Here is an 18,221-nt window from a genome sequence, read left to right as displayed (position 1 = left end):
CATTTTTTTGCCTGGAGATACGTATGGCTTCTTGGTACACGGAAGGAACAGTCGCAGTTACTAACGGCAGCACCGTTGTAACTGGGACGGGGACAAAGTTTTCGAATGCTCGTTCTGGGGACCTGTTTGCCGGTCCTGATAATGGGATTTATCAAGTGATCAACCCTTCTAGTGACACGGCCATCTCGATCTCCCCAGCTTATCGAGGGGCGACAGCGACCGGCGCTGCGTACGGTGTTGTACCGGTCAACGGCTATCCCAAGGCGCTGGCTGACGCAGTGAACCTGATGGTTCAACAGTGGGGCTCTACCCTGGCAGGCCTTGGCCCTTTGTCGAGCGCCACTATTGCGCCAGTCGCCAACGGCGGTACCGGTGCCTCGACAATTGTGGGAGCTCGGGCTGCACTGCAGTTGAAGAGCGGCGCATTGGCCGATGTTGTAGGTGTCGTGGCCAGCGGCGCGATCCTGGAGTCAGGAACCAACGCGAATGGCAGTTACACCAAATTCGCTGACGGCACCTTGATCTGCACTAACACGATTCTGGTAACAGCCACCATCGCGCCTGGCGCATCGATCAGTCCTTCTATCACCCCGGCTCACGCCTTCGTAGGTTCCCCGCTGGTCTCGACTGCGCTGGTGTTCTACACCGCAGGGCAGGGTGCACAGATTTACGCATCAAAACAGTTCTATGGACTGTCGGGGTCATTCATCAACACGGGGGTCTCGGCGTCTGCGTCGTTCCCAAGCTTCACCGCTTTGGGCAATAACACCGCCTATTCCTATGAGTTTCGATTTAGCGCTGTCGGGAGATGGAAAGCATGATTATTAAATTGTCGCCACAGAGACGGGATGACGAACTGATCGTTTCCAAGCGCAGCGATGTGCTGACTATCAATGGTGAGCGCTTCGACTTCCGCGGAGTGCCTGAAGGTGCAGTGCTACCGGCCTCAGCTGTGGACTGCGACTTTGTTGTGGGTGATATCACGCGTATCGGCGGTGAGTTGACGCTGACCCTGCTGTTGCCGTGCGGCGATGATGCTTCACCCGCAGCGAATTACCCCGCCGATATCGTCAACCCGTCAGACGGCAAAGTGAGTCTTCCCCAATGAGCAATATCGATTTCAGCAAGATGGTCACCGCCGAGCAACGCCATGCGGATGAAGAGCGTGCCGCCCTTGAGTCTGTCCTGGCTTCGCGCCGTGCTGCCTACCTGTCCGAGTCAGATCCGCTCAGGCTGGAAGCCGACTACGACGCCCTGAGCCGTGGTCTGGAGCCTGACTACACCGCGTGGCTGGCCTCAGTGGCCGCGATCAAGGCGCGCTTCCCGCTGCCGGTGAGCGCTTCCGCCTTAGACGCCTAAAGCTACCAGTACACCGCCACCCGCCTTGAGCGGGTTTTTTTATGCCTGGAGAAAGCCATGCCTATTACTGAAAGTCGCGGGGTGCGCAACCGCAACCCGGGCAACATCGATTACAACCCGGCAAATCAATGGCAAGGACAGCTCAAGCCAGATCCGGCCATTGAGAAGCGCTTCGCCCGCTTCGACACTGCCGAGAACGGTATCCGCGCCCTGGGCAAGCTGTTGCTGACCTACCAGCGCAAGCATGGCTTGAAGACCGTGAAAGCGATCATAAGCCGGTGGGCGCCCTCGGTAGAGAACGACACTGGCGCGTATGTGCGTGCCGTTGAAGCGAACACCGGCACCCGGCCTGGCGCCGAGATCGACCTGGCCCGGCCGGCGGTGATGGCGGGATTCGTCAAGGCGATCATTCATCACGAGAACGCAGGGTATGCCTACCCTGATGCGGTGCTGGCGGAAGGCGTGCGGCGGGCGCTGGCATGACGCCCGCGCAGAAGCTGGCCGGACTGGTGGTGCTGGTTCTGGTGCTGATGGCCGGTGCCGCCGGCGTTACCTGGCAGGTTCAAGACTGGCGCATGGGCAAGAAGCTCGCCGAGCAGGCCGGCCTGTATACGGATGACCTGGCCGCGATCAGCAATGCAGCTGCCGCCCAGGCCCGAGGCGAGCAGGGCAAGCGGATGACCCTCGAGCAGCTCTTGGCCGAATCCGATCAACAACACACCAAGGAATTATTCGATGCCCAACGCAATCAGGCTCGCCTGCGTGATCGCCTTGCCACTGCTGATGTCCGGCTGTCAGTCCTCATCGAGGATTCAGCCAGTGGCTGCAACGTGCCTACCGCCCCCGGCGCCGGCGGCGTGGTTCATGCAGCCCGTAGAGCCCAACTTGACCCAGCGCATGCTCAAAGAATTATCCGCATCACCGACGACGGCGATAACGCCCTGATTGCCTTGCGTGCGTGCCAGGCGTACGTCAGAGGGATTGCGCATTGAGGCAACTGAACTAGTCTCTGTGGGTGCGTTCGTATTGGGCTTAATGAACTATTGATAGGGCGAAATGGATAGGCGGCTTGCAGGTCTCTCGTTTCTGCTGACGCTCGGCTGGGTTGCGGCCGTGGCTTTCGTTATGTGGTATTTCTCAAAGCCTTAGGTTAATGGCTGCTTGTACACGCTAAGCTCGACCTTCAGCCGTTGATTCTCTCTGATCAGATCGTCGCGCTGTCTGGTAACAATCTTCACGCTTTGCACCGAGGCAAACGAGTACTGCTCTTCCAGAGTGCTGATCTTTTCAAGTGTCTCAGCGAGCTTTACTTCTGTCTCGGCCTTTCCAGTCATCAGCAGGTCATTCATCTGCACCAAGCCAGCGATATTCACCCGCGCTCGACGCAGCATGCGCTCAGTCTCCACCAGCTCATCCACGAGGATTGAGCATTGGTGCTGGTACATCTCCAGTGGAGTGGGGCAACCAAGCCAATCATCGGTGTCCATGTCAACATCCATAGCAAAATCTCGAATACTGTATGTGCGTACAGTAATCGAGGTTTTGACGTGGCGCGATTTGAGCCGACGAGAGGTGTTCAGTCTGGCGCCATGAGGACGCCGAGGGTTAGCTTGATGAACTCTTCATTCTCATCAATGGTGTGAAGAGCGCCCCGAATATTATCGGCCACGTCAGCGGAGCCGCGTTGCTCAACCCAGTTTGAGAGCTCCATGATAGAGGCCTCGAGGGCCAGTTGGTTTTCGTAGAGCTTAGAGAGTAGGGAAGGGAGTAGATCTGAATTCGGCATCGGTGTTCCTCCAGAGAGCGAACAGCGTAGTAGCGAGCGTGGTTTTTGGGTATTTGTGTTTTGTCGGCAGGACGCCGGGGAGGGGGAACCACTGTAGGAATATACAACGCTAAGTTATTGATTCTTATAGGGTGTAAAGGTAGCTTTTGCATGCTCCTAAATTGGCGCTTTTATCTTGTGGATCAATAGGTTACAAGCGTTCTGGGGTCACCTTGACATGGTGGTGGCCAAAAGCCCCGCGCTCGGCGCAGGGCGTAGGAGCTTTTTACTTTCCGAGTTTCTTACGGACGTCGACGACCATCGGTCCAACCGCCTTAACGGCAGCCTTCAACTGCTCTTCGGTCACGCCAAACTCTTTAGTCCAGTACTTGAGTTCCCAAGCTTCGGACGTGTTCACGCGCGCCCGGTCTTGCGGTCCACGGTTGTGCAGATCATCGGCCATCTTCATATTCCTTTTTGGGGCCTGGGGCAGTCCAAGCCAATCCAGCATAGACCATTACTAGGAATCGGTAGGCTGGCAGCGTTTCCGCGCAAAACCTACGCTACAGGCCACGGTTTACGGTTTGCATAAGCACAAAAATGCGGATTATTTGCCGCCAGGGGTAAGGCAATTATTCTTTATAAAACAATAGGTTAATGAGCTACAGTCCCCAGCATGGGGTGCTAGGGGTCGAGTGTTCGAATCACTCCGTCCCGACCATATTTTTCAATGACTTAGCCCGGTTCGGAAACGACCGGGCTTTGTTGCTTCTGGCGTTTGATCATTTTGGTCACCGTTGGGTCACCGTTAGCAAAAAGCTCGTAGAGTGCGCCATACAGGGCTTCGTCGCGTTGAAATCTGTCAAAGCTCCTGTTATGACTGTATTGGCTGCGGTCTGTTCCTTGTCGCGATCTTTCTCTTGACGGGCACTGGCTGATATCGGCACGACGAGCTGTACTCAGATTTTTTTTCTGATCACCACCTGAAGGATATGGCAAATCAGGGTGAGGTCGATCACCAACATTTGTAATGTAGGTGTTTTTGTCCTGCGGGTGGCAGAGTTCCGTAACATCCGCAACAGTGAGGTGCTTTTGGCGTCAGTCAGAGGGTCTGGGGGCGGTGTAGGCGTGACCCCTTTACGCTGGCATTGACTGAGTGGAGATCGTCGCATGGTGAGCGTTGTAGAGGGGGCTATTTTTCTGGTGTTCGGAAGAAGGCCCGAGATGGTGTAGTCAGACAAAGCTCGAAGCGACTGCCAAAGTACGGCTTTCTCGAAGCTCGTTAAATTGAGTAGGTTCGATGTAGCTGCGCGCCCATCCATCGTCAGGGCATGCAATGGCTGAGGCAATGGGCGCTTAAAGTAAAGCGCCCGGTGCAAACTTCCTTTTAATTACTCATTTTCATCCACGGCCACACTGAAACCGAGGTCTTTTATCATTAGCACGCCTGGAGTTACACATTCAGTGGCGTTAATGGATAGCTTGCCAGTGCTGAAATCTTGGGTGTACTCCACCTTCCATGTGAAGAGCTGCTTTGCTTCGGTGTTTTCACCCCGCGTCGTAGCGAAGAACGAAGTTTCGAAGTCGACGTCGTCCTCATCATAGGCTTGTTGACTTGTCTGGACAGTATCACCTTGCTTCAAGGTATCGGAGTCAACCCGAAATTCCTCATTTTGAAGGCTAATCACAGCCTCACCCATACCTTCGATGTAAAACGCCATCCGATTGTACTCCTTGGTTAGAGTGGAATTGTAAGGGTGAATCAATGGGCCAAGCCAGCATTTCGAAAACTGGTGCTCAAGCCGGTTGCTTGCCATGCTTCTCTACCGGCCGTTATTCCTGAAGAAGAGGAACTGTGTCTTCATCACCTCAAACCCAATCCTGCCGAGCCTCCCAATATAGGGTCGACGGTACCGATGTCAGCTTTGGGGTGTTGCTCCCTTTGTAGCTCCGAGGGGGCTCAACGCAACCGAGGCGCAGGATCACCAAGAGCCTGGCGCGGAGACTCGTTAACTGCTGTGAACAGCACTTCCGCTTTGAGACGCAGCTTCTCCATTTCCGCAGCTGGTTGCGTCCCCTGTGCTTCGTGGTACCACCGCAACGCTTCCAACAGTCATCAACGGTTCGCCTGCATTCATTTTGTCCGTCAGTCTCAGGCCTCCCTGTTCACCATCGTTATCCATCGACGCACCGTCATCGATCACTAGTCAGCCCAGCATAGGTAGTCTCACGTGTTAATCATCCTCCTGCGTTCGCTGCACTTGAGGTTTGCTGTAGCACTTTATCCGAGCATAAAGGCTATGAGTCGACACGCCCAAGCGTGCCGACACGTCTGCCACGGGCAGCAGCTTCTCGGTCATCTGCTAATAGATGGACTCGTTTCAATCCACGCCCATTGCCTTAAATACAGCCTCTACTGGTTCGCCATAAAAGCTGGTCTGAAACTTGGTGAACAGTTCGGCTGGGATGCTGGGGATGTCCTTGGCACTGCTCATAGGAAGCGCAACGCGCTTTCCTCCCGCGTCGAAAGCCACTTGCAGGCACTCGGCGATACTTTCAACTGGCGTGATGCTGCCGCCCAAGCTCATATCACCGAGCACGACCATTTGACCTTGCGCAGGCCTGCCCATTAGGCCGGAAGCAAAAGCTACTAGGCTGGGTAGTGCCATATGAGTAAGAGGGCCGGTGTTTTGCAGTTCAACCACATGTAAATGGAAGTCGTGCTCCAGCACCTTAGCCGAGGCGCTGATGCGCGAGGCGTTGGCCTTGAAGTAGTCAAAGGCAATTTTCACCTGTTCTTTGGCAGAGCTGGAGTTCCATAGACCAGAGGTAGCTAGCTTGCCAGTCCCCTTGGTCACCTGCAGTTCGATCCGATATAGCCCAGGCATGCCTTTGCCGCTCAAGCCTATAGTGTGGATAAAACCGGGCTTTCCTGGCCCTTCAGGGATAAGACCACCACCGCCTTGTTCTTTCACGGTGACGAAGTGTTCTTCGAGGGTTGCGTTGTCGATGTAGCTGAAGTGAACATCGTAGAACTCCATTCCACCGATCTTCTTTAGCTGTTCTTTCACGCGTCGGCGGACTTGAAGTGCGTATTCGAGGCACTGGCGCACGTCTTCTTTGGTGAACACGTCGTGTGGGTAGAGCAGCTTGAGCAGACCGGATACTGTTTTGCGTACTGCGATCACATCGCGCTGGTTTAGGTTGTTACCCAGTTTGAAGTGCTTGTCGATGGCGTCGGCGAAGCTGCGCTTGCGCATTTCGCGGAAAAACTCAGCCAGGTAATCGACGATTAGTCCGTATCTATTAGTGAAAAACTCTGGGCGCATTTTCGGGATTTCCCAGCCAGGAATGTAGGCGTGGAATCTGTCGAAAAAGGCTGCGTCGATCATCTGCTCAGGGAACGGGGCCAGCAGATGGCTGGTTTTAACCAGCGATTCAACGCTCTGGTTAATGTTACCTACGAAGACCATGGAGGCTGAGGCTTCCATCTGCTCGCGACCGCGACCAAACGAACCGGAGGCCATGAAATCCTTCATGATCTGCACGCCGTCCTTGTCCTTGAAGTTGATGCCGGCCACCTCATCGAAGGCCACCACATCCCAAAGACCGACCAGACCGATGCGGCGACTGCTCATGTTGTAGAACAGGTTAGCGACGGTGGTTTGGCCGCCGGACACCAGCATGCTGTTCGGTGAGCACTCCTTGTAGATATGGCTCTTGCCTGTACCGCGTGGGCCGAGCTCGCAGACGTTGTAGTTGTTCTCCACGAAGGGAACCATGCGGGCCAGTAAATGCCACTGCACTGACTCATCCAGGGTCGAGGGCTCCATGCCTATGGAGCGGATCAAGGCCTCGCGCCATTGCGATGTATTCAGCGCAGCGCGCCCGGTGAACAGCTCCTGCATGTTCATATTCGGCATCTGGATCGGCTTGAGGAGCGTGACGCCAAAAGGAGATCCCGATTGGCCTTCCTCGTGGTAATAGCTCAGCGTTGCGATCACCCAGATGCCGCCTACAAGGAGCTTTTCGTATTCTTTGACGATGCCAGCAGAGATCTCAGCGTCCTTGATGCCGAGGTTGCTGAAAGAGGCTTCGTAGCGGTCTTTTTTTTCATTCAGTCGCACGGTGACTCGGTCGATCACCTTGTACGTGCCGCGCTCGCGAACTAGAGACTTGACCTTCTCGGCTTCATCCGGTCGAACATAGTTCTCCGCTAAAATTTTCTTGACGTTCTTCAGGCCCTGTTCGATCACCTCTGAGTCATCGGACGCGCAGTACATACCCAGCAAGTACTCCAGCACGTAAACCGGTACGTTCGCGCCTTCCTTTATCAGCTTGGTCAGATCCTTGCGCACCACGCGACCGGCAAAGTGCTCGTTAAGCAACTGATCGAGATCTTTATCCACTTGGGTTTCCATCTAGTGTCGTGCTCTCAAAAAAAGTCGTCGGTGAAGGCCAGGTCAATCGTCACACGGTAGCGCTCAAGCTCAGTGTTCAAATCTTTATCGCGGATCACCAGGAAGTAATCTTTCTGCCGGTCGAAATCGCTGCCTGATAGTGACAGGCGTACCTGCTTAAGGCGCTCGCTCATGGAGTCCGTCGCACAGTCAAACGTCACAACCTCCTCACTGGAGACCGGCTGCTCCCCTTCGTAGATCGACACAGCAACCGTAACCGGCAACACCTGCTCGCTGACCGACTCGGTCTGGATCAGGTCAAAGCGCTGGATATTGGTGACCATCTTCAGGGCTGATTTCGGCGAGATCACCCCGACTTTGCGCTTGGTGCGTTTCTCCGCTTTCTCACCGCGCAACTGGTTTACCGTCAGCACAGGCACAACGATTTCCTGAGGCATGGCCCCGCCATGGACGAAGCGTGCACCGCCGACAAAGTGGAAACGATTCGCGCCTTTGGGTATCCAAAACTGAGTGTCCGATGTTGTGCCCGCGGTCTGCTTGGTCGATCCCTGCCAGACATCCTTGGCAGCAGGCAGAGTATGGCCAATGACATAGCGTTTCTTACTCTTGATCGAACTATCCGGCTTCTCTGCGAGTGAGGTGCGATCCGCCGCCTCAAGCTTGCTCTGCTGGAAGAGAAACCCATGATCGGCCGTGATCAACACCGTGCTGGTGTTGAAGTGCATGAGGATCTTGCGGGTCAGCTCGGTCAGCTCCTCAATGGCGAACTCGACGTGGTGGAAGGTATCCACCTCGGAGCCGCCGCCTTTGTCACTGCGGTCATCGATCACGTTGTGATAGACGTAAACCAGCTGCTGATCCTTCAGCGCTTCACGCCCAGCGTCACGGGACCACTCTTTCACCTGTAGTGCGGTCACGGCCATGCCGCCATGCCGGGCAAGAGCTTTGTCGCGAGCGATGGTGTTGCCAGTATTGAGTCCGTCTACGAAAACACCATCACTGCCTTCGCGATACTCCAGTGCCTGGTGTGGTAACAGGGATGCCATGCCCAGCGTGGTGTAACTCGGTAATACGCCCAACTGGCTATTCAGGCTGGCCTTGCTGTAGCGCTTTTCATTGATACGCTGGCACAACTCGACTGCGGCTTCATAGCGGAAGGCATCGCTGATGATCACTACAACGCGCTTGCTACGATGCCCCTCCAACAAGGGCGCTACCCAACGCTCATAGAAATTCTGCTGGTTAGGTACGCCAGGTATTTTCCAGCGTTCCAAGCGCTGTTCGGCCTCAACACGGTCGCCCCATGAGCGTCCGAGCTGATCGAGATACCAATAGGCATAGCATTGCTCGACGGCTTCATCGAGCTTCTTCAGCAGCTCGACGTGGGCGCGCTGAGAGGCAGCGAAATAATGGCGGTAAGCCGTGTCAAAACGGTACAACTCACTCTCATAGGCTTTGTACACCGCCTCGGTGCTGGCGAAATGGAAGCCTGCAGCGTGCTGGTGACGCTGCGTAAATAGGTCGATTGCAGCCGACAGCGCCGTGTATAGCAGCCGGTACTTGCGGCGTGTCTCATCATCCTTATGGCGAGTCGCCCAGTAGTTATCCAGTCGCTCGGAGATGATCTTCGAAAACAGGCCGAGGTCACGCGGATCTGCCTCCGGAATAGCCTTGGTCAGGTCGACAATGATCTGCCGCTCGACGGCTTCGAAAGTCGCAACATTGGCCAAGCTCTCCAACGAGATTTCACAAATTTTCTGGGTGATATGCAGGGCCTCACCGACCCAGCCGGAAATCTCATCATAGGCCTGGTAAAACCGTGAGCTGTCACGCCAGCGGGAAAGCAGTGCACGTGAAGTAGCGCGTGCGCTGGCTGACGGAATAGCAATCGCTGAGGCCCAGCTGGGTAAATCGCCGATGCTTTCGCAGAACCCGGTTGCCAGCAGTCGAATAAGGAAATGCCCAAAGCTGAAGGGTTTATCTCCACTGATCTCCTCGATGGAGGCCGGATAGCCCACCTCTTCACGCAAGGCCTGCAGCAACGCCGGCATTAGGCCGAACTTGTACAGCTCCTCGATGACCGCTGGATTCTGCTCAAGGCCCAAATCGTCACGTACGGCACCATCAGCCACGGTGCAAACCAGCGTCATGACGTCACTGCCACTTGCACCCAGCACAACGGCAATCATTGCCAGATCCAACCCATGCTCAGTGTCAGTTGGTTGGATCAAACGCTTCAGGCTAGCTAGACGAGCCTTGCTGCTAAGGAAGCGCTCACGCTTGGCTAGATGTTCGCGGAGCACCTGCTGGTGCAAGCCCAGGTCATTGAATATCAGTGACACCTTGTCAGCGTAGAAACTGCGCGAGTACAGCTTGATGTCCAGCAGCCAGTCATCATTCGCGTCTGGTTCTGCGCAAGGGAAATAAAGCAGGTACTTACCTCCAGTGTCCTCGAGCTCCAGCTTGAGCTTGGTACCGAAGGTGGAATGCCCTTGCATGTTCAGCACCTGAACGCCGGGCAGATCAAGCTGGCCGAGTTCATCCGTGAAGCCCTGCTCAGGGTCGTACCAGAAAACGATGCGGTGGTGTTCTTTGAAGAATGCCTGATTCAGGCCTTGGGTCAGTTGTTGGGTGTCCATGCACTTATTCGCCTAAGCCTGAAACTGGAAACGAGAGGTCAGCGTGGGACATGTCATCGTAAGACAACAATGCATCCCTGACGGCCCGGAATTCATCAATATGTACGTTTTTTTCAGCGTAGATGTATTCCTTGAAACATCCGGAGGTTTAATTTTGGCAGAGCCAAGATTGTCGCCGTAGTTGTAATTCATGGCTGGCCCTGCAATTGTCCGAGTTTGGCTGAGTTTGGTGAGCCGACTTCTTTAAACAGGGTAATAGCTTTCCAGCCGTATTTGCTCTTGGTTTTGTCAAAAGACATAACGGCTGCGCCGGCAACCTCGGCGTCCCGCTGTACGCCTTCAACCAGACCTGGCGGGACAAAAATGTCGCCATTTACAAAGCCAAATCCTTTTTCGCTTACTTTCAAGCTTCCTTTGAATGAACGGATATCCTGAGTCTCAATCACCTGTATGTTCTCAACCGAAACGACATCCTGTCTCTCAGAGCCCATGTCGCAAAAGATCTTCACAAGAGTTCCAGGCTTAGGGATTTTTCGATTTTCGAATACAGCCTTTCGCGCAGAAAATTTAAGATCTCTGTGGATATAAATCGTGGCGCCTTTACCTGACTCGTGTACTGAAAGAAGTACACCTGACAAGTAGGTTGGTTTGGCCATGGCGTACTTGTTGGCACCTATTGCGAGTTCCTCTACATGAGCATCAAGATCACTGGTATCCAGCGATGCGTCAAACCATGCAGATGACGTAAGCTCAACGATGCTGTCTTTAAGCGCCCAGCCATTATCGCTGTAGATTTTTGTCAGTTTTATCAGTGCCTTTGAGGCGTAATCATACACGCCTGTCTGGGCAAGTAACTCCGCCAGTCGCACCAGTCCTGGTATGCTGAACTTGGGGTCGTGAGCGCAGGTTAAGCCGAAAGAAACTAGGCAAATAGCTTTTTCCGGTTCGTTTTCATAGGTTTTGGCCAAGCCAAACCATGCCCAGGATTCGCCGCGCTTGTTTCTAAGCACAGACAGATAGGCGTCTCGTGCCCTCACGATGTCACCGGCAGTTACAAAAATCCTGGCTTTATCGTATTCAAGCCATATTTTCCCTTGCGGTGAGTCTTCCGCTTTATCCAAGGCGTACTTTAAAAATGCGACGACTCGACTTACAGGAAGGGGACTGTCTAGGCCTTTGTGCAGGTAATTTACGGCCACCATGCGTGCCAGTCGCAGCACAACACTAGGAGACTCTCCTTTATCGGTACTAAATGGATTGTGATCGTCAGGGCTAAACAGGGAACTGCCGCGTTGCAGAATGAAAAGACAGATTGGGTCGCAGAACTTTCCAGTCTCGCGGAAAAGACTCCACAGGCGATAGTCAATTAGCTCGTTAGGCAGCTCTAACTGAAGCAAGAGAATACGTGAGGCCCAAAGATCAATTAGCCGTTGCTCATTGGGATGAGGCGTTTTGTTATCACGTGTTTTGAAAGGCTCAAGTAGCTTTTTCAGCTCCGCATAAATGACCCAGAATAAGGACGTCTGCAGGAATGTGTTTCCAGCGTCTTGCTCGAATGTCGGGTAGCCTACTTGCCATGCACCTTCAAAGTCTGCGCGCGATTTGTGATCGCGGATTTCATCAAAGATGCTCATGATTGCACCGCCAAAGCTTTCTCCAGCTTTTGGGCGATGTTCTCTGATGATGCTTTCATTATCCGAATCGAGCTGATCATTCCTTCCTTGTCGGCATTGACTTGAATTTCAACGCCCTCGTTATCCGCTGCAAGCATTAACTGCACTCGGTAGCTGGTCTCCGAAGCCTCGAATATGAAAAAGCCATGCTCAGCCAAGAGCTCCTCAAGGGTCTCGACTGCTTCAGCCAAGGCCGCACTTTGCGGCTGGTAAGGCTTAGTCAGAAACCTTTGAATGGCTTGCTGTTCAGTCTCGCTACCGTCGAGATAAACCACGTTGGTAATGGCAAGTTTTTTGTCGTAATGTAGCCTAACTTTAATGCTCGTGGCGTTTGTTTTGCTGGTAAGCGTGATGACGACCTGGTAGCTGTGCTCACGCCAATCGTCAAGGCCCCAGTCCGAACCTTCAAGCCGCTCGCTTAACTCAAGAAGCAGGGGTCGCAGCGTCAACTCGTTAAAGCCCATCGGCATAACCATCGAGGCTTCCTGCTCGGTGGGTTGGCGAGTCACGTCATAAAACAAGCCACGCTTAAGCGCAAAACTGCCGATCTTCACGTCATGAGCACGGCTTACGGCGGCATTGCTCAGAGTGCTTAGAAATGGCATCTGACGGATCGTGAGCATCTCGTATGCACAGACCGAGGCGGTATACAGCCAGCGGAAGTAGTCCGAGTTATTGGGCTTTTCACTGGAGGCGCTGCGTGAGGCATTAACCCAGACACTTGGCCAGTGACGTCCCTGAGCGCGATGCACGGTTAATGCATGGGCCGGACGGATCTGCGCGGCAGACAGATACCCTTGTGTTTGCAAAATCTGATACTCAAACCTGTCGTATTCCGCCCTTGCTTGCTTGTAAAGGGGATCACTCTTGTCCGGTAGTTGTTTCTTACGCAGCTCAAGCACTGGTTTGGCAAGCTGCCTAGCCAGTACTTGAAGCGCGAGATACTGGTCGCCAGTTATGTCAGGTCGTTCAGCTTCAAAGTAATCGACAAAATAACGGAACTCCACCTCTCCAAAGCTTGGAATTCGGCATCTGGCGCGCTGGAAATGAAGGCTGATTTTCTCTTCGCGCCCACGAAGTTGAATCAGGTGGGTTTCCATTGTGTCTTCAACAAAGTCGACAAGGCCAATCTCGCCGGAGCGGATCCAAGGCACCGCACTTTGATTGGGTTTATCTGACTCAAGGGCCAGGATCGGAGTGCGGTTATGGAAGTCAATCCGATCACCCATTGCCAGTTTAGTCGGATTGGCATGGCCAAGAATTTGAGTTTTCACTGCACCATTTATTTTTGCAGCTTGCTCATGAGTGCTGCAAACCAGCATGGATTCTGCCCGGACATTAGACGTGTCCGGTACCCAGGTTCGAGACTTTGCATTCCTGAGAACTTCAAGCCGCAGGCCGGAACAGCGCGGTAACTTGTTAAAGCGATCTTTGTCCAGACTATCCACCAGATGTGCCTGGAGCTTGCTTAGCGCATCATCCTCATCGTCTAGGATTTGATCGGTTAAGCGGTGATTCACAACGCCGAGCCCTAACTGCTCAAGCATCTCGCCACTGATCAAGGACCGTTGTACGGATCCCCTTGGCATCTGATAGGGATCGCCGATAACCACAAAGGGCGTTTTGTGCTTTGCAATCACCGAGAGAAAATCGTGAATCAGCCGCCCGGAGCCATAGCGTCGTTCACTTGCATCAAACTCCTCGTCACTCAGCAGGTGGGCATCAACCAATACGGGTATCTTGCCGTCTAAGTTAAGATCCGATTTTACTTCGTGAATACCCACTTTGCGGCCATCTTTCGTCTCAAAGCGACTGGGCTGCAAGCTGTACAACCATGTATAGATCGAGACAGGTTCTGCAGCAGTGTGGTGATAAGTCGAAGAAATACGTGCGCTGGGAGTTAACAAAATCAGTTCGGAGCCACTCGCTTTCAATGCATCCACGAGTAGGGGAAACAGGAAGCGCTTGCCGGTCGATGCCATGCCGGCGAGACGAAATACGCCGCTGCCAGATTTCAGCCATGTCGAGAACTTGCCCAGTGCCTGACTCTGCTGCTGAGTCAATCTGCTTCCGTCAGGTCGCGAGGCCGCCCGTCCACTCAGTCGATTGAGTTTGGGAGCGCCTGCCGGAACAAAAGGATCAATTCCCAGCTGAGCAGTGAGGCGCTCCATGTTTTCGCGCGATAGAAAGATCTCCCGGCTGACGATGGCGTCCAGATCGCGAACGATCCTGGCCATATCGCTGATATGGAACCAAGGCTTTATCGAGCCGGGCAACTGGCGTTGATCGAATTCAATCGGGCCCTGAAAGGCTACCAACGCAGCGGCATGCCGCCAGTTGCAGGTCGCGTTCAGATTGGTAAAGTTTCGGCTCAAAAAATCAAGCATGGCCCCTTTGTTGATACGTAACTGGCGCAGCGGATTGACGCTGGCACCGCCCTTTACTTGGACGTTGCTCCCCGTTTCCTCATCCTCAATCAACCAAGGGCCATCTTCGGAAAACTGTAATTTTCCACTGAACTCCTTGAAGTCGAGGATGATCACCGCGTTCGGCTTGATCACCATGGCATCCAGTTCACGGCTGCCCACATAGAAATTGCCCAGCAGGTACCAGTCCTGTCCAGAAACCGAACAGTGTTCGTCGAGCAAATCAAACAGCTCGTTGAAGGCTCGATTCTCGTGCGTATGCTCGAAGGGTGTGCCGCGGAATGCTTTCAGTGCCATAGGTAATGCTCCATGCGGATGCTCAGTCGCCCTTGTCGCCAGTTACAGCCTTAACCTCAGCCAACAAATCTCCAAACTTGCTGTAGTTCACCTTCACGCCCTCATCTAGATCCAGGCTAATTCGCTGGTCGGCGTGGTGGCGAAGTTTTTCGTCGAAGGTGGCGAGCTCGGCTTGTTGGTTGTGCAGGGTGGCGAGCTCTTTTTCCAGGCGCTTTTTCTCGGACGTGACGGTTTCGTTTTCGATGTCCGTGGCTAGCTTGTTTGCGTAGGTATTGAGCTTGGCGGTGAGGGGAATGACGTACTCTGTACGCATGCGTGCCAGGGTGCCTTCGTTGTAGCGGTGCAGGTAGACCAAGCACTCGAAGGCTTTGTGCTTACCGGAGCTGAACAGCCAGTAGATGGGGCGCTTCTTGTAGGCCTTGAGGTGGTCCTTGAAGAACTGGGTGCTCAGGTAGCGGCGGATGGTGTCCAGCGCCGACTCGCCACGCTTGGGCTTGATGGCGTAGAGGCAGAGGCTTTCAGCGACAAAGTCGAGGTTTTCCTGTAGGTATTCCTCATCCCAAACGGTGCGTACGAACTCGCGGAAGCGGTTGGAGGCGTCATCGGCGAACCATTCCTGATCGGTCAGGGGCAGGATACCGTCACTGTCGGCGGGGAAGGTTTTATAGGTACCCTCAGCGACCAGTTCGGCAAAGCCTTGGTTACTGGCACGGGCGTAAACGAGTCCCTCCTGATCGAGGGAGTAACGACCCATAATGCAGCCGATGACGTAGCTGATTAGCTCGGTCAAGGTGTCGGATTGAAGCCTTGCCTCAAGCTCTTCGTCCGTGGAACTACCCCCATAACGATATTTTGGGTTGCAATCTAAGGTTATTTCCTCAATAGAAATTTCTGAAAAATCCTCTTGGCTCAACCCATAAACCTCGACAAAATTTGTGGCGTTCTCGATTTCTATTGACTTGACCGATAGCGTTGAAGTCTCCCATTCCTTGCGAGCACTTAAGTATGAGCTCATGATGTCTGTGATCGCTAATTGATAGCCAACTAGTGGGGACCTCTTGAAATCCCAAGATGTTTCGAAAGAATCCCAGTCATTCTTGGTTTTTTCTATAGCTTGCAGTGCAAGGTTTTCTGTTTTACTCGAAACAAATTCAGGAGAGAGAGGTAGTTTCCTAAAATCACCGGACTGAAAATGCAGAGTGGGATTGAGGATTTTTGACCAACCATTAGCATGGCTGGTATTCATAAGAGCCAATCCGCACAGAGCGTGTAGCCTATCTGTGAAGAACGCCGAAGGACCTGATGCGTCAAACAAAAAACCCTCAGGCAAGAGCCTTCCTGAAAGCTTTCCAGACGTAACGTCCGACCAAGTAATCCCTTCTTTTTTGTAAAACTCTTCACCTCTAGCACAATGGTTTTTTTCCGATTTTATTTTTTGACCATTGCCTTCCCAGTTAACCAAGTAATCATAGTTGCCATACCACTTCCTGAAGCGTCCCCCTTTGTTGTATGGAAACCATTTCTTATTAATGTTTAGAGTGGAAACTTCAGCCCAAAATCTAACATAGATATCATTGTTCCCCGTTTGTATACCATTAGATGAGGTTGCAAACTCCGAAAGTCTTGGGTAATCCTCGAAGCAACGAAATTCCTCTTTGCTTACCCAATACGCAATCGGACTACCTGGAATTTTTTTAAAACCATCCTGCTGTGTGTTGTAAAATTTATTTGAGTGACTTAGCAATGCCTGCTGTTTTTCTTCTTCATTGCCATCGATCAAGCGAAAAAATACAGGTTGGTAATGTGTCACATGCTGCTTGCCAATCACCCAAGCAGTTGTCTGTACGACTTCACCAGATATCTGCCCGAATGCTCGCGCCCCTAGATGAGCCATTGTAATAAAGGTCTTGGACTCCAGTAGCCATTCACGCAGCTTCTCGTAGCTGGAAAGGAACATCCATGACTGCATATTGACCTGAGCGTTGAACCCATTTTCGTTGAGCAGGCTGAAAGCATGCTCCATGAAGATGGCGAACATATCCGACTTGCTATTGGGATAAGCTTTAGTGGTAAACGCTTTTAGCTCGGCATTCATGCCCTTACTGCCCATATATGGCGGATTCGCCACGACGGCATCATAGCGTTGCGCCAATACCCAAGCCTGTTGCATATAGGGAATCAACTGCTCTGCTGCCGGCTTCTGCATCACATCGCCGTCACGGACCAGTTGACGCAACTGCTCCAATAGCTCACTCAGCGGCTCGGCATCCCCAGCCGGCACCTCGATCAGCGAGCCGAAGGTCTTAGCCTGACTGAAGCGGGCCAGAGTGTCTTTCAGCAGACGGTAGCGGTTGTCGGCCTGTGCGGCGCTTAGATCGCTCTGCTCGCTGTCGAACAGGCTCAGCGATCGGCCATGCTGCCAGTCGCTGGTAAGGTTGAGTGCATTCCAAAGCGCGGCGAAGTCCAGATGGACACTTTCCTGTAGAGACAGCACATTGAGCTTGATCTCACGACCAAAGATGCGGCGGTCATCCTCGCGGGCCAACATCATCAGCGCGAAGCCGGCAAGTTGGCCGGCGCGGTCATCGATGTCGAGGCCGAACAGATTGTGCTCCAGAATCAGCTGCGGAATATCTCGGCTGCGGTGACCGCGCTCGGTGTAGATCTCCTTGAGCACCTTGTAGGCCTCGACCAGGATATGGCCGGAGCCGCAAGCGGGGTCGAGTACCTTGATGGTCAACGGGTCGATACTGTCTGGCGTTATTGCACCTAGCTGGGCTTTCACCTCTGGCGTCTGCTCTGCGGGCTCGATGTAGTAGGGCATTGTGGTCTTGAGCCGCGAATCAGGATACGTCTGCAGCCACTTGCGGCCTACGGAGTTCTGCACCAGATACTGGACGATCCAGTTGGGGGTGAACAGCTGGGTGGCAGCGGGAATGTCCTCGCTCTTAACCACCTTACCGATGACCTGATCTTTCTTCTCGGAGATGTAGAACTGGTAGAGCCAGCCAATGATCTCGACATCCTGCCAGTCTTCCTCAGGGATAGCGTCGACCAGCTCGCGGATCAGCGAGTCAGTCTTGGTAAGGTTGTCCGGCAGCAGCAGCTCGGTGGCGTCGTCGATGGCCTCGAACAGGAAGGGCATGGCCTGGTGCAAAGCATGACACTGGGCTAGCAGCAGCTCGCGGTACAGCTCTTCGTCCTTGGTGCCGTCCAGCTTTAGCTCGGCGATACGCTGCTTGTCGAGGCCTTCCAGATCGATATCCAGGCAGTCGTCGAGAATCTGAAAACTACCCGGTTGATCCGGGTGGCTGAGCACGCGGCGACCGTGATCGAGGTAGCCCTTGAGCTCCATGTAGCGGATGGCGCAGAGGCGGTTGAACCAACTGTAGGCAGCCTGCTCCATGGCCTGGGCAAAGCCTATCTGTTCGACCTTTTTCACCAGCGCGGCACGGGGGCGAATTATGCTTGCCGGGAAAGGCCGATCGCCGATTAGGGCTAGATCTCCTTTCTGTTCCAGCGGTTCGATGCCCATGCTGGATTCGCGGATGCCAAACAGCGCTGCGCGCTTGGTCATTGCGGAAATGAAGGCGGTGCGTGCCTTGGGGGCGTAGCGTTTGATGTTGTTGGTGTTCATATGG

General features: G+C 53.6%; 14 protein-coding genes and 1 pseudogene. 5 read left to right on the top strand and 10 right to left on the bottom strand.

The genetic code is table 11. From position 1 onward, the window contains the following. Nucleotides 1-23 precede the first annotated feature (23 nt). Genes FRT59_RS08290 through FRT59_RS08270 form a run of 5 tightly spaced genes read left to right on the top strand, consistent with a single transcriptional unit; the run spans nt 24 to nt 2,351 of the window. Entirely contained in the window at nt 24-821 is a 798-nt protein-coding gene (locus tag FRT59_RS08290; RefSeq protein ID WP_153870920.1) for a phage tail protein, read from the top strand. Next, the gene (locus FRT59_RS08285) at nt 818-1,108 is read left to right on the top strand and encodes a hypothetical protein (RefSeq protein WP_153870919.1); all 291 of its coding nucleotides are present in this window, start codon (nt 818-820) and stop codon (nt 1,106-1,108) included. Before FRT59_RS08290 ends, FRT59_RS08285 begins: the two co-directional genes overlap by 4 nt. Next, nucleotides 1,105-1,359: a hypothetical protein gene (locus tag FRT59_RS08280; RefSeq protein WP_153870918.1), complete on the top strand. Its 255-nt coding sequence runs from the start codon at nt 1,105-1,107 to the stop codon at nt 1,357-1,359. The genes FRT59_RS08285 and FRT59_RS08280 overlap by 4 nt, the downstream gene beginning before the upstream one ends. 57 nt (nt 1,360-1,416) lie before the next feature. Continuing rightward, the gene (locus FRT59_RS08275; RefSeq protein WP_153870917.1) at nt 1,417-1,842 is read left to right on the top strand and encodes a structural protein; all 426 of its coding nucleotides are present in this window, start codon (nt 1,417-1,419) and stop codon (nt 1,840-1,842) included. Further along, the gene (locus tag FRT59_RS08270; protein ID WP_153870916.1) at nt 1,839-2,351 is read left to right on the top strand and encodes a lysis system i-spanin subunit Rz; all 513 of its coding nucleotides are present in this window, start codon (nt 1,839-1,841) and stop codon (nt 2,349-2,351) included. The genes FRT59_RS08275 and FRT59_RS08270 overlap by 4 nt, the downstream gene beginning before the upstream one ends. 153 nt (nt 2,352-2,504) lie before the next feature. Here the strand turns inward: FRT59_RS08270 and FRT59_RS08265 are convergent, their stop codons facing one another. From FRT59_RS08265 to pglX, 10 genes and pseudogenes are all read right to left on the bottom strand, one after another. Continuing rightward, nucleotides 2,505-2,858, bottom strand: a complete 354-nt coding sequence (locus tag FRT59_RS08265) for a hypothetical protein (RefSeq protein ID WP_153870915.1) — start codon at nt 2,856-2,858, stop codon at nt 2,505-2,507. A 77-nt stretch (nt 2,859-2,935) separates the two neighbouring features. Then, on the bottom strand, nt 2,936-3,145 hold the full coding sequence (locus FRT59_RS08260) for a hypothetical protein (RefSeq protein WP_153870914.1): 210 nt from the start codon (nt 3,143-3,145) through the stop codon (nt 2,936-2,938). A gap of 265 nt (nt 3,146-3,410) precedes the next feature. Beyond that, on the bottom strand, nt 3,411-3,587 hold the full coding sequence (locus tag FRT59_RS08255; protein ID WP_080753012.1) for a DUF3606 domain-containing protein: 177 nt from the start codon (nt 3,585-3,587) through the stop codon (nt 3,411-3,413). Between the two features lie 928 nt (nt 3,588-4,515). Continuing rightward, on the bottom strand, nt 4,516-4,845 hold the full coding sequence (locus FRT59_RS08250) for a hypothetical protein (protein ID WP_153870913.1): 330 nt from the start codon (nt 4,843-4,845) through the stop codon (nt 4,516-4,518). A 516-nt stretch (nt 4,846-5,361) separates the two neighbouring features. Beyond that, nucleotides 5,362-5,484, bottom strand: a pseudogene (locus FRT59_RS08245) (IS3 family transposase); the annotation flags it as partial. Nucleotides 5,485-5,505: 21 nt separating this feature from the next. Next, on the bottom strand, nt 5,506-7,545 hold the full coding sequence (brxL, locus tag FRT59_RS08240; RefSeq protein ID WP_153870912.1) for a protease Lon-related BREX system protein BrxL: 2,040 nt from the start codon (nt 7,543-7,545) through the stop codon (nt 5,506-5,508). A gap of 14 nt (nt 7,546-7,559) precedes the next feature. Beyond that, nucleotides 7,560-10,184 (bottom strand): BREX-1 system phosphatase PglZ type A, encoded by a 2,625-nt coding sequence (pglZ, locus tag FRT59_RS08235; protein ID WP_153870911.1) that lies wholly within the window; start codon nt 10,182-10,184, stop codon nt 7,560-7,562. A 188-nt stretch (nt 10,185-10,372) separates the two neighbouring features. Then, nucleotides 10,373-11,818 carry a tetratricopeptide repeat protein gene (locus tag FRT59_RS08230; RefSeq protein WP_153870910.1) on the bottom strand — a complete coding sequence of 482 codons (1,446 nt, stop codon included), beginning with the start codon at nt 11,816-11,818 and terminating at the stop codon, nt 10,373-10,375. After that, nucleotides 11,815-14,580 (bottom strand): ATP-binding domain-containing protein, encoded by a 2,766-nt coding sequence (locus tag FRT59_RS08225; protein WP_153870909.1) that lies wholly within the window; start codon nt 14,578-14,580, stop codon nt 11,815-11,817. Before FRT59_RS08225 ends, FRT59_RS08230 begins: the two co-directional genes overlap by 4 nt. 22 nt (nt 14,581-14,602) lie before the next feature. Beyond that, nucleotides 14,603-18,217, bottom strand: a complete 3,615-nt coding sequence (gene pglX, locus FRT59_RS08220) for a BREX-1 system adenine-specific DNA-methyltransferase PglX (RefSeq protein ID WP_153870908.1) — start codon at nt 18,215-18,217, stop codon at nt 14,603-14,605. Between the last annotated feature and the right edge of the window lie 4 nt (nt 18,218-18,221).

The organism is Pseudomonas haemolytica (genome assembly GCF_009659625.1).
In the GTDB taxonomy this organism is placed as follows: Bacteria; Pseudomonadota; Gammaproteobacteria; order Pseudomonadales; family Pseudomonadaceae; genus Aquipseudomonas; species Aquipseudomonas haemolytica.
This window is presented reverse-complemented; position numbering and strand designations above follow the sequence as displayed.

Bases quoted from the DNA above. Each gene is read 5' to 3' on its own strand.
- FRT59_RS08290 (WP_153870920.1), top strand. From the start codon at position 24: ATGGCTTCTTGGTACACGGAAGGAACAGTCGCAGTTACTAACGGCAGC.
- FRT59_RS08285 (WP_153870919.1), top strand. From the start codon at position 818: ATGATTATTAAATTGTCGCCACAGAGACGGGATGACGAACTGATCGTT.
- FRT59_RS08280 (WP_153870918.1), top strand. From the start codon at position 1,105: ATGAGCAATATCGATTTCAGCAAGATGGTCACCGCCGAGCAACGCCAT.
- FRT59_RS08275 (WP_153870917.1), top strand. From the start codon at position 1,417: ATGCCTATTACTGAAAGTCGCGGGGTGCGCAACCGCAACCCGGGCAAC.
- FRT59_RS08270 (WP_153870916.1), top strand. From the start codon at position 1,839: ATGACGCCCGCGCAGAAGCTGGCCGGACTGGTGGTGCTGGTTCTGGTG.
- FRT59_RS08265 (WP_153870915.1), bottom strand. From the start codon at position 2,858: ATGGATGTTGACATGGACACCGATGATTGGCTTGGTTGCCCCACTCCA.
- FRT59_RS08260 (WP_153870914.1), bottom strand. From the start codon at position 3,145: ATGCCGAATTCAGATCTACTCCCTTCCCTACTCTCTAAGCTCTACGAA.
- FRT59_RS08255 (WP_080753012.1), bottom strand. From the start codon at position 3,587: ATGGCCGATGATCTGCACAACCGTGGACCGCAAGACCGGGCGCGCGTG.
- FRT59_RS08250 (WP_153870913.1), bottom strand. From the start codon at position 4,845: ATGGCGTTTTACATCGAAGGTATGGGTGAGGCTGTGATTAGCCTTCAA.
- brxL (WP_153870912.1), bottom strand. From the start codon at position 7,545: ATGGAAACCCAAGTGGATAAAGATCTCGATCAGTTGCTTAACGAGCAC.
- pglZ (WP_153870911.1), bottom strand. From the start codon at position 10,184: ATGGACACCCAACAACTGACCCAAGGCCTGAATCAGGCATTCTTCAAA.
- FRT59_RS08230 (WP_153870910.1), bottom strand. From the start codon at position 11,818: ATGAGCATCTTTGATGAAATCCGCGATCACAAATCGCGCGCAGACTTT.
- FRT59_RS08225 (WP_153870909.1), bottom strand. From the start codon at position 14,580: ATGGCACTGAAAGCATTCCGCGGCACACCCTTCGAGCATACGCACGAG.
- pglX (WP_153870908.1), bottom strand. From the start codon at position 18,217: ATGAACACCAACAACATCAAACGCTACGCCCCCAAGGCACGCACCGCC.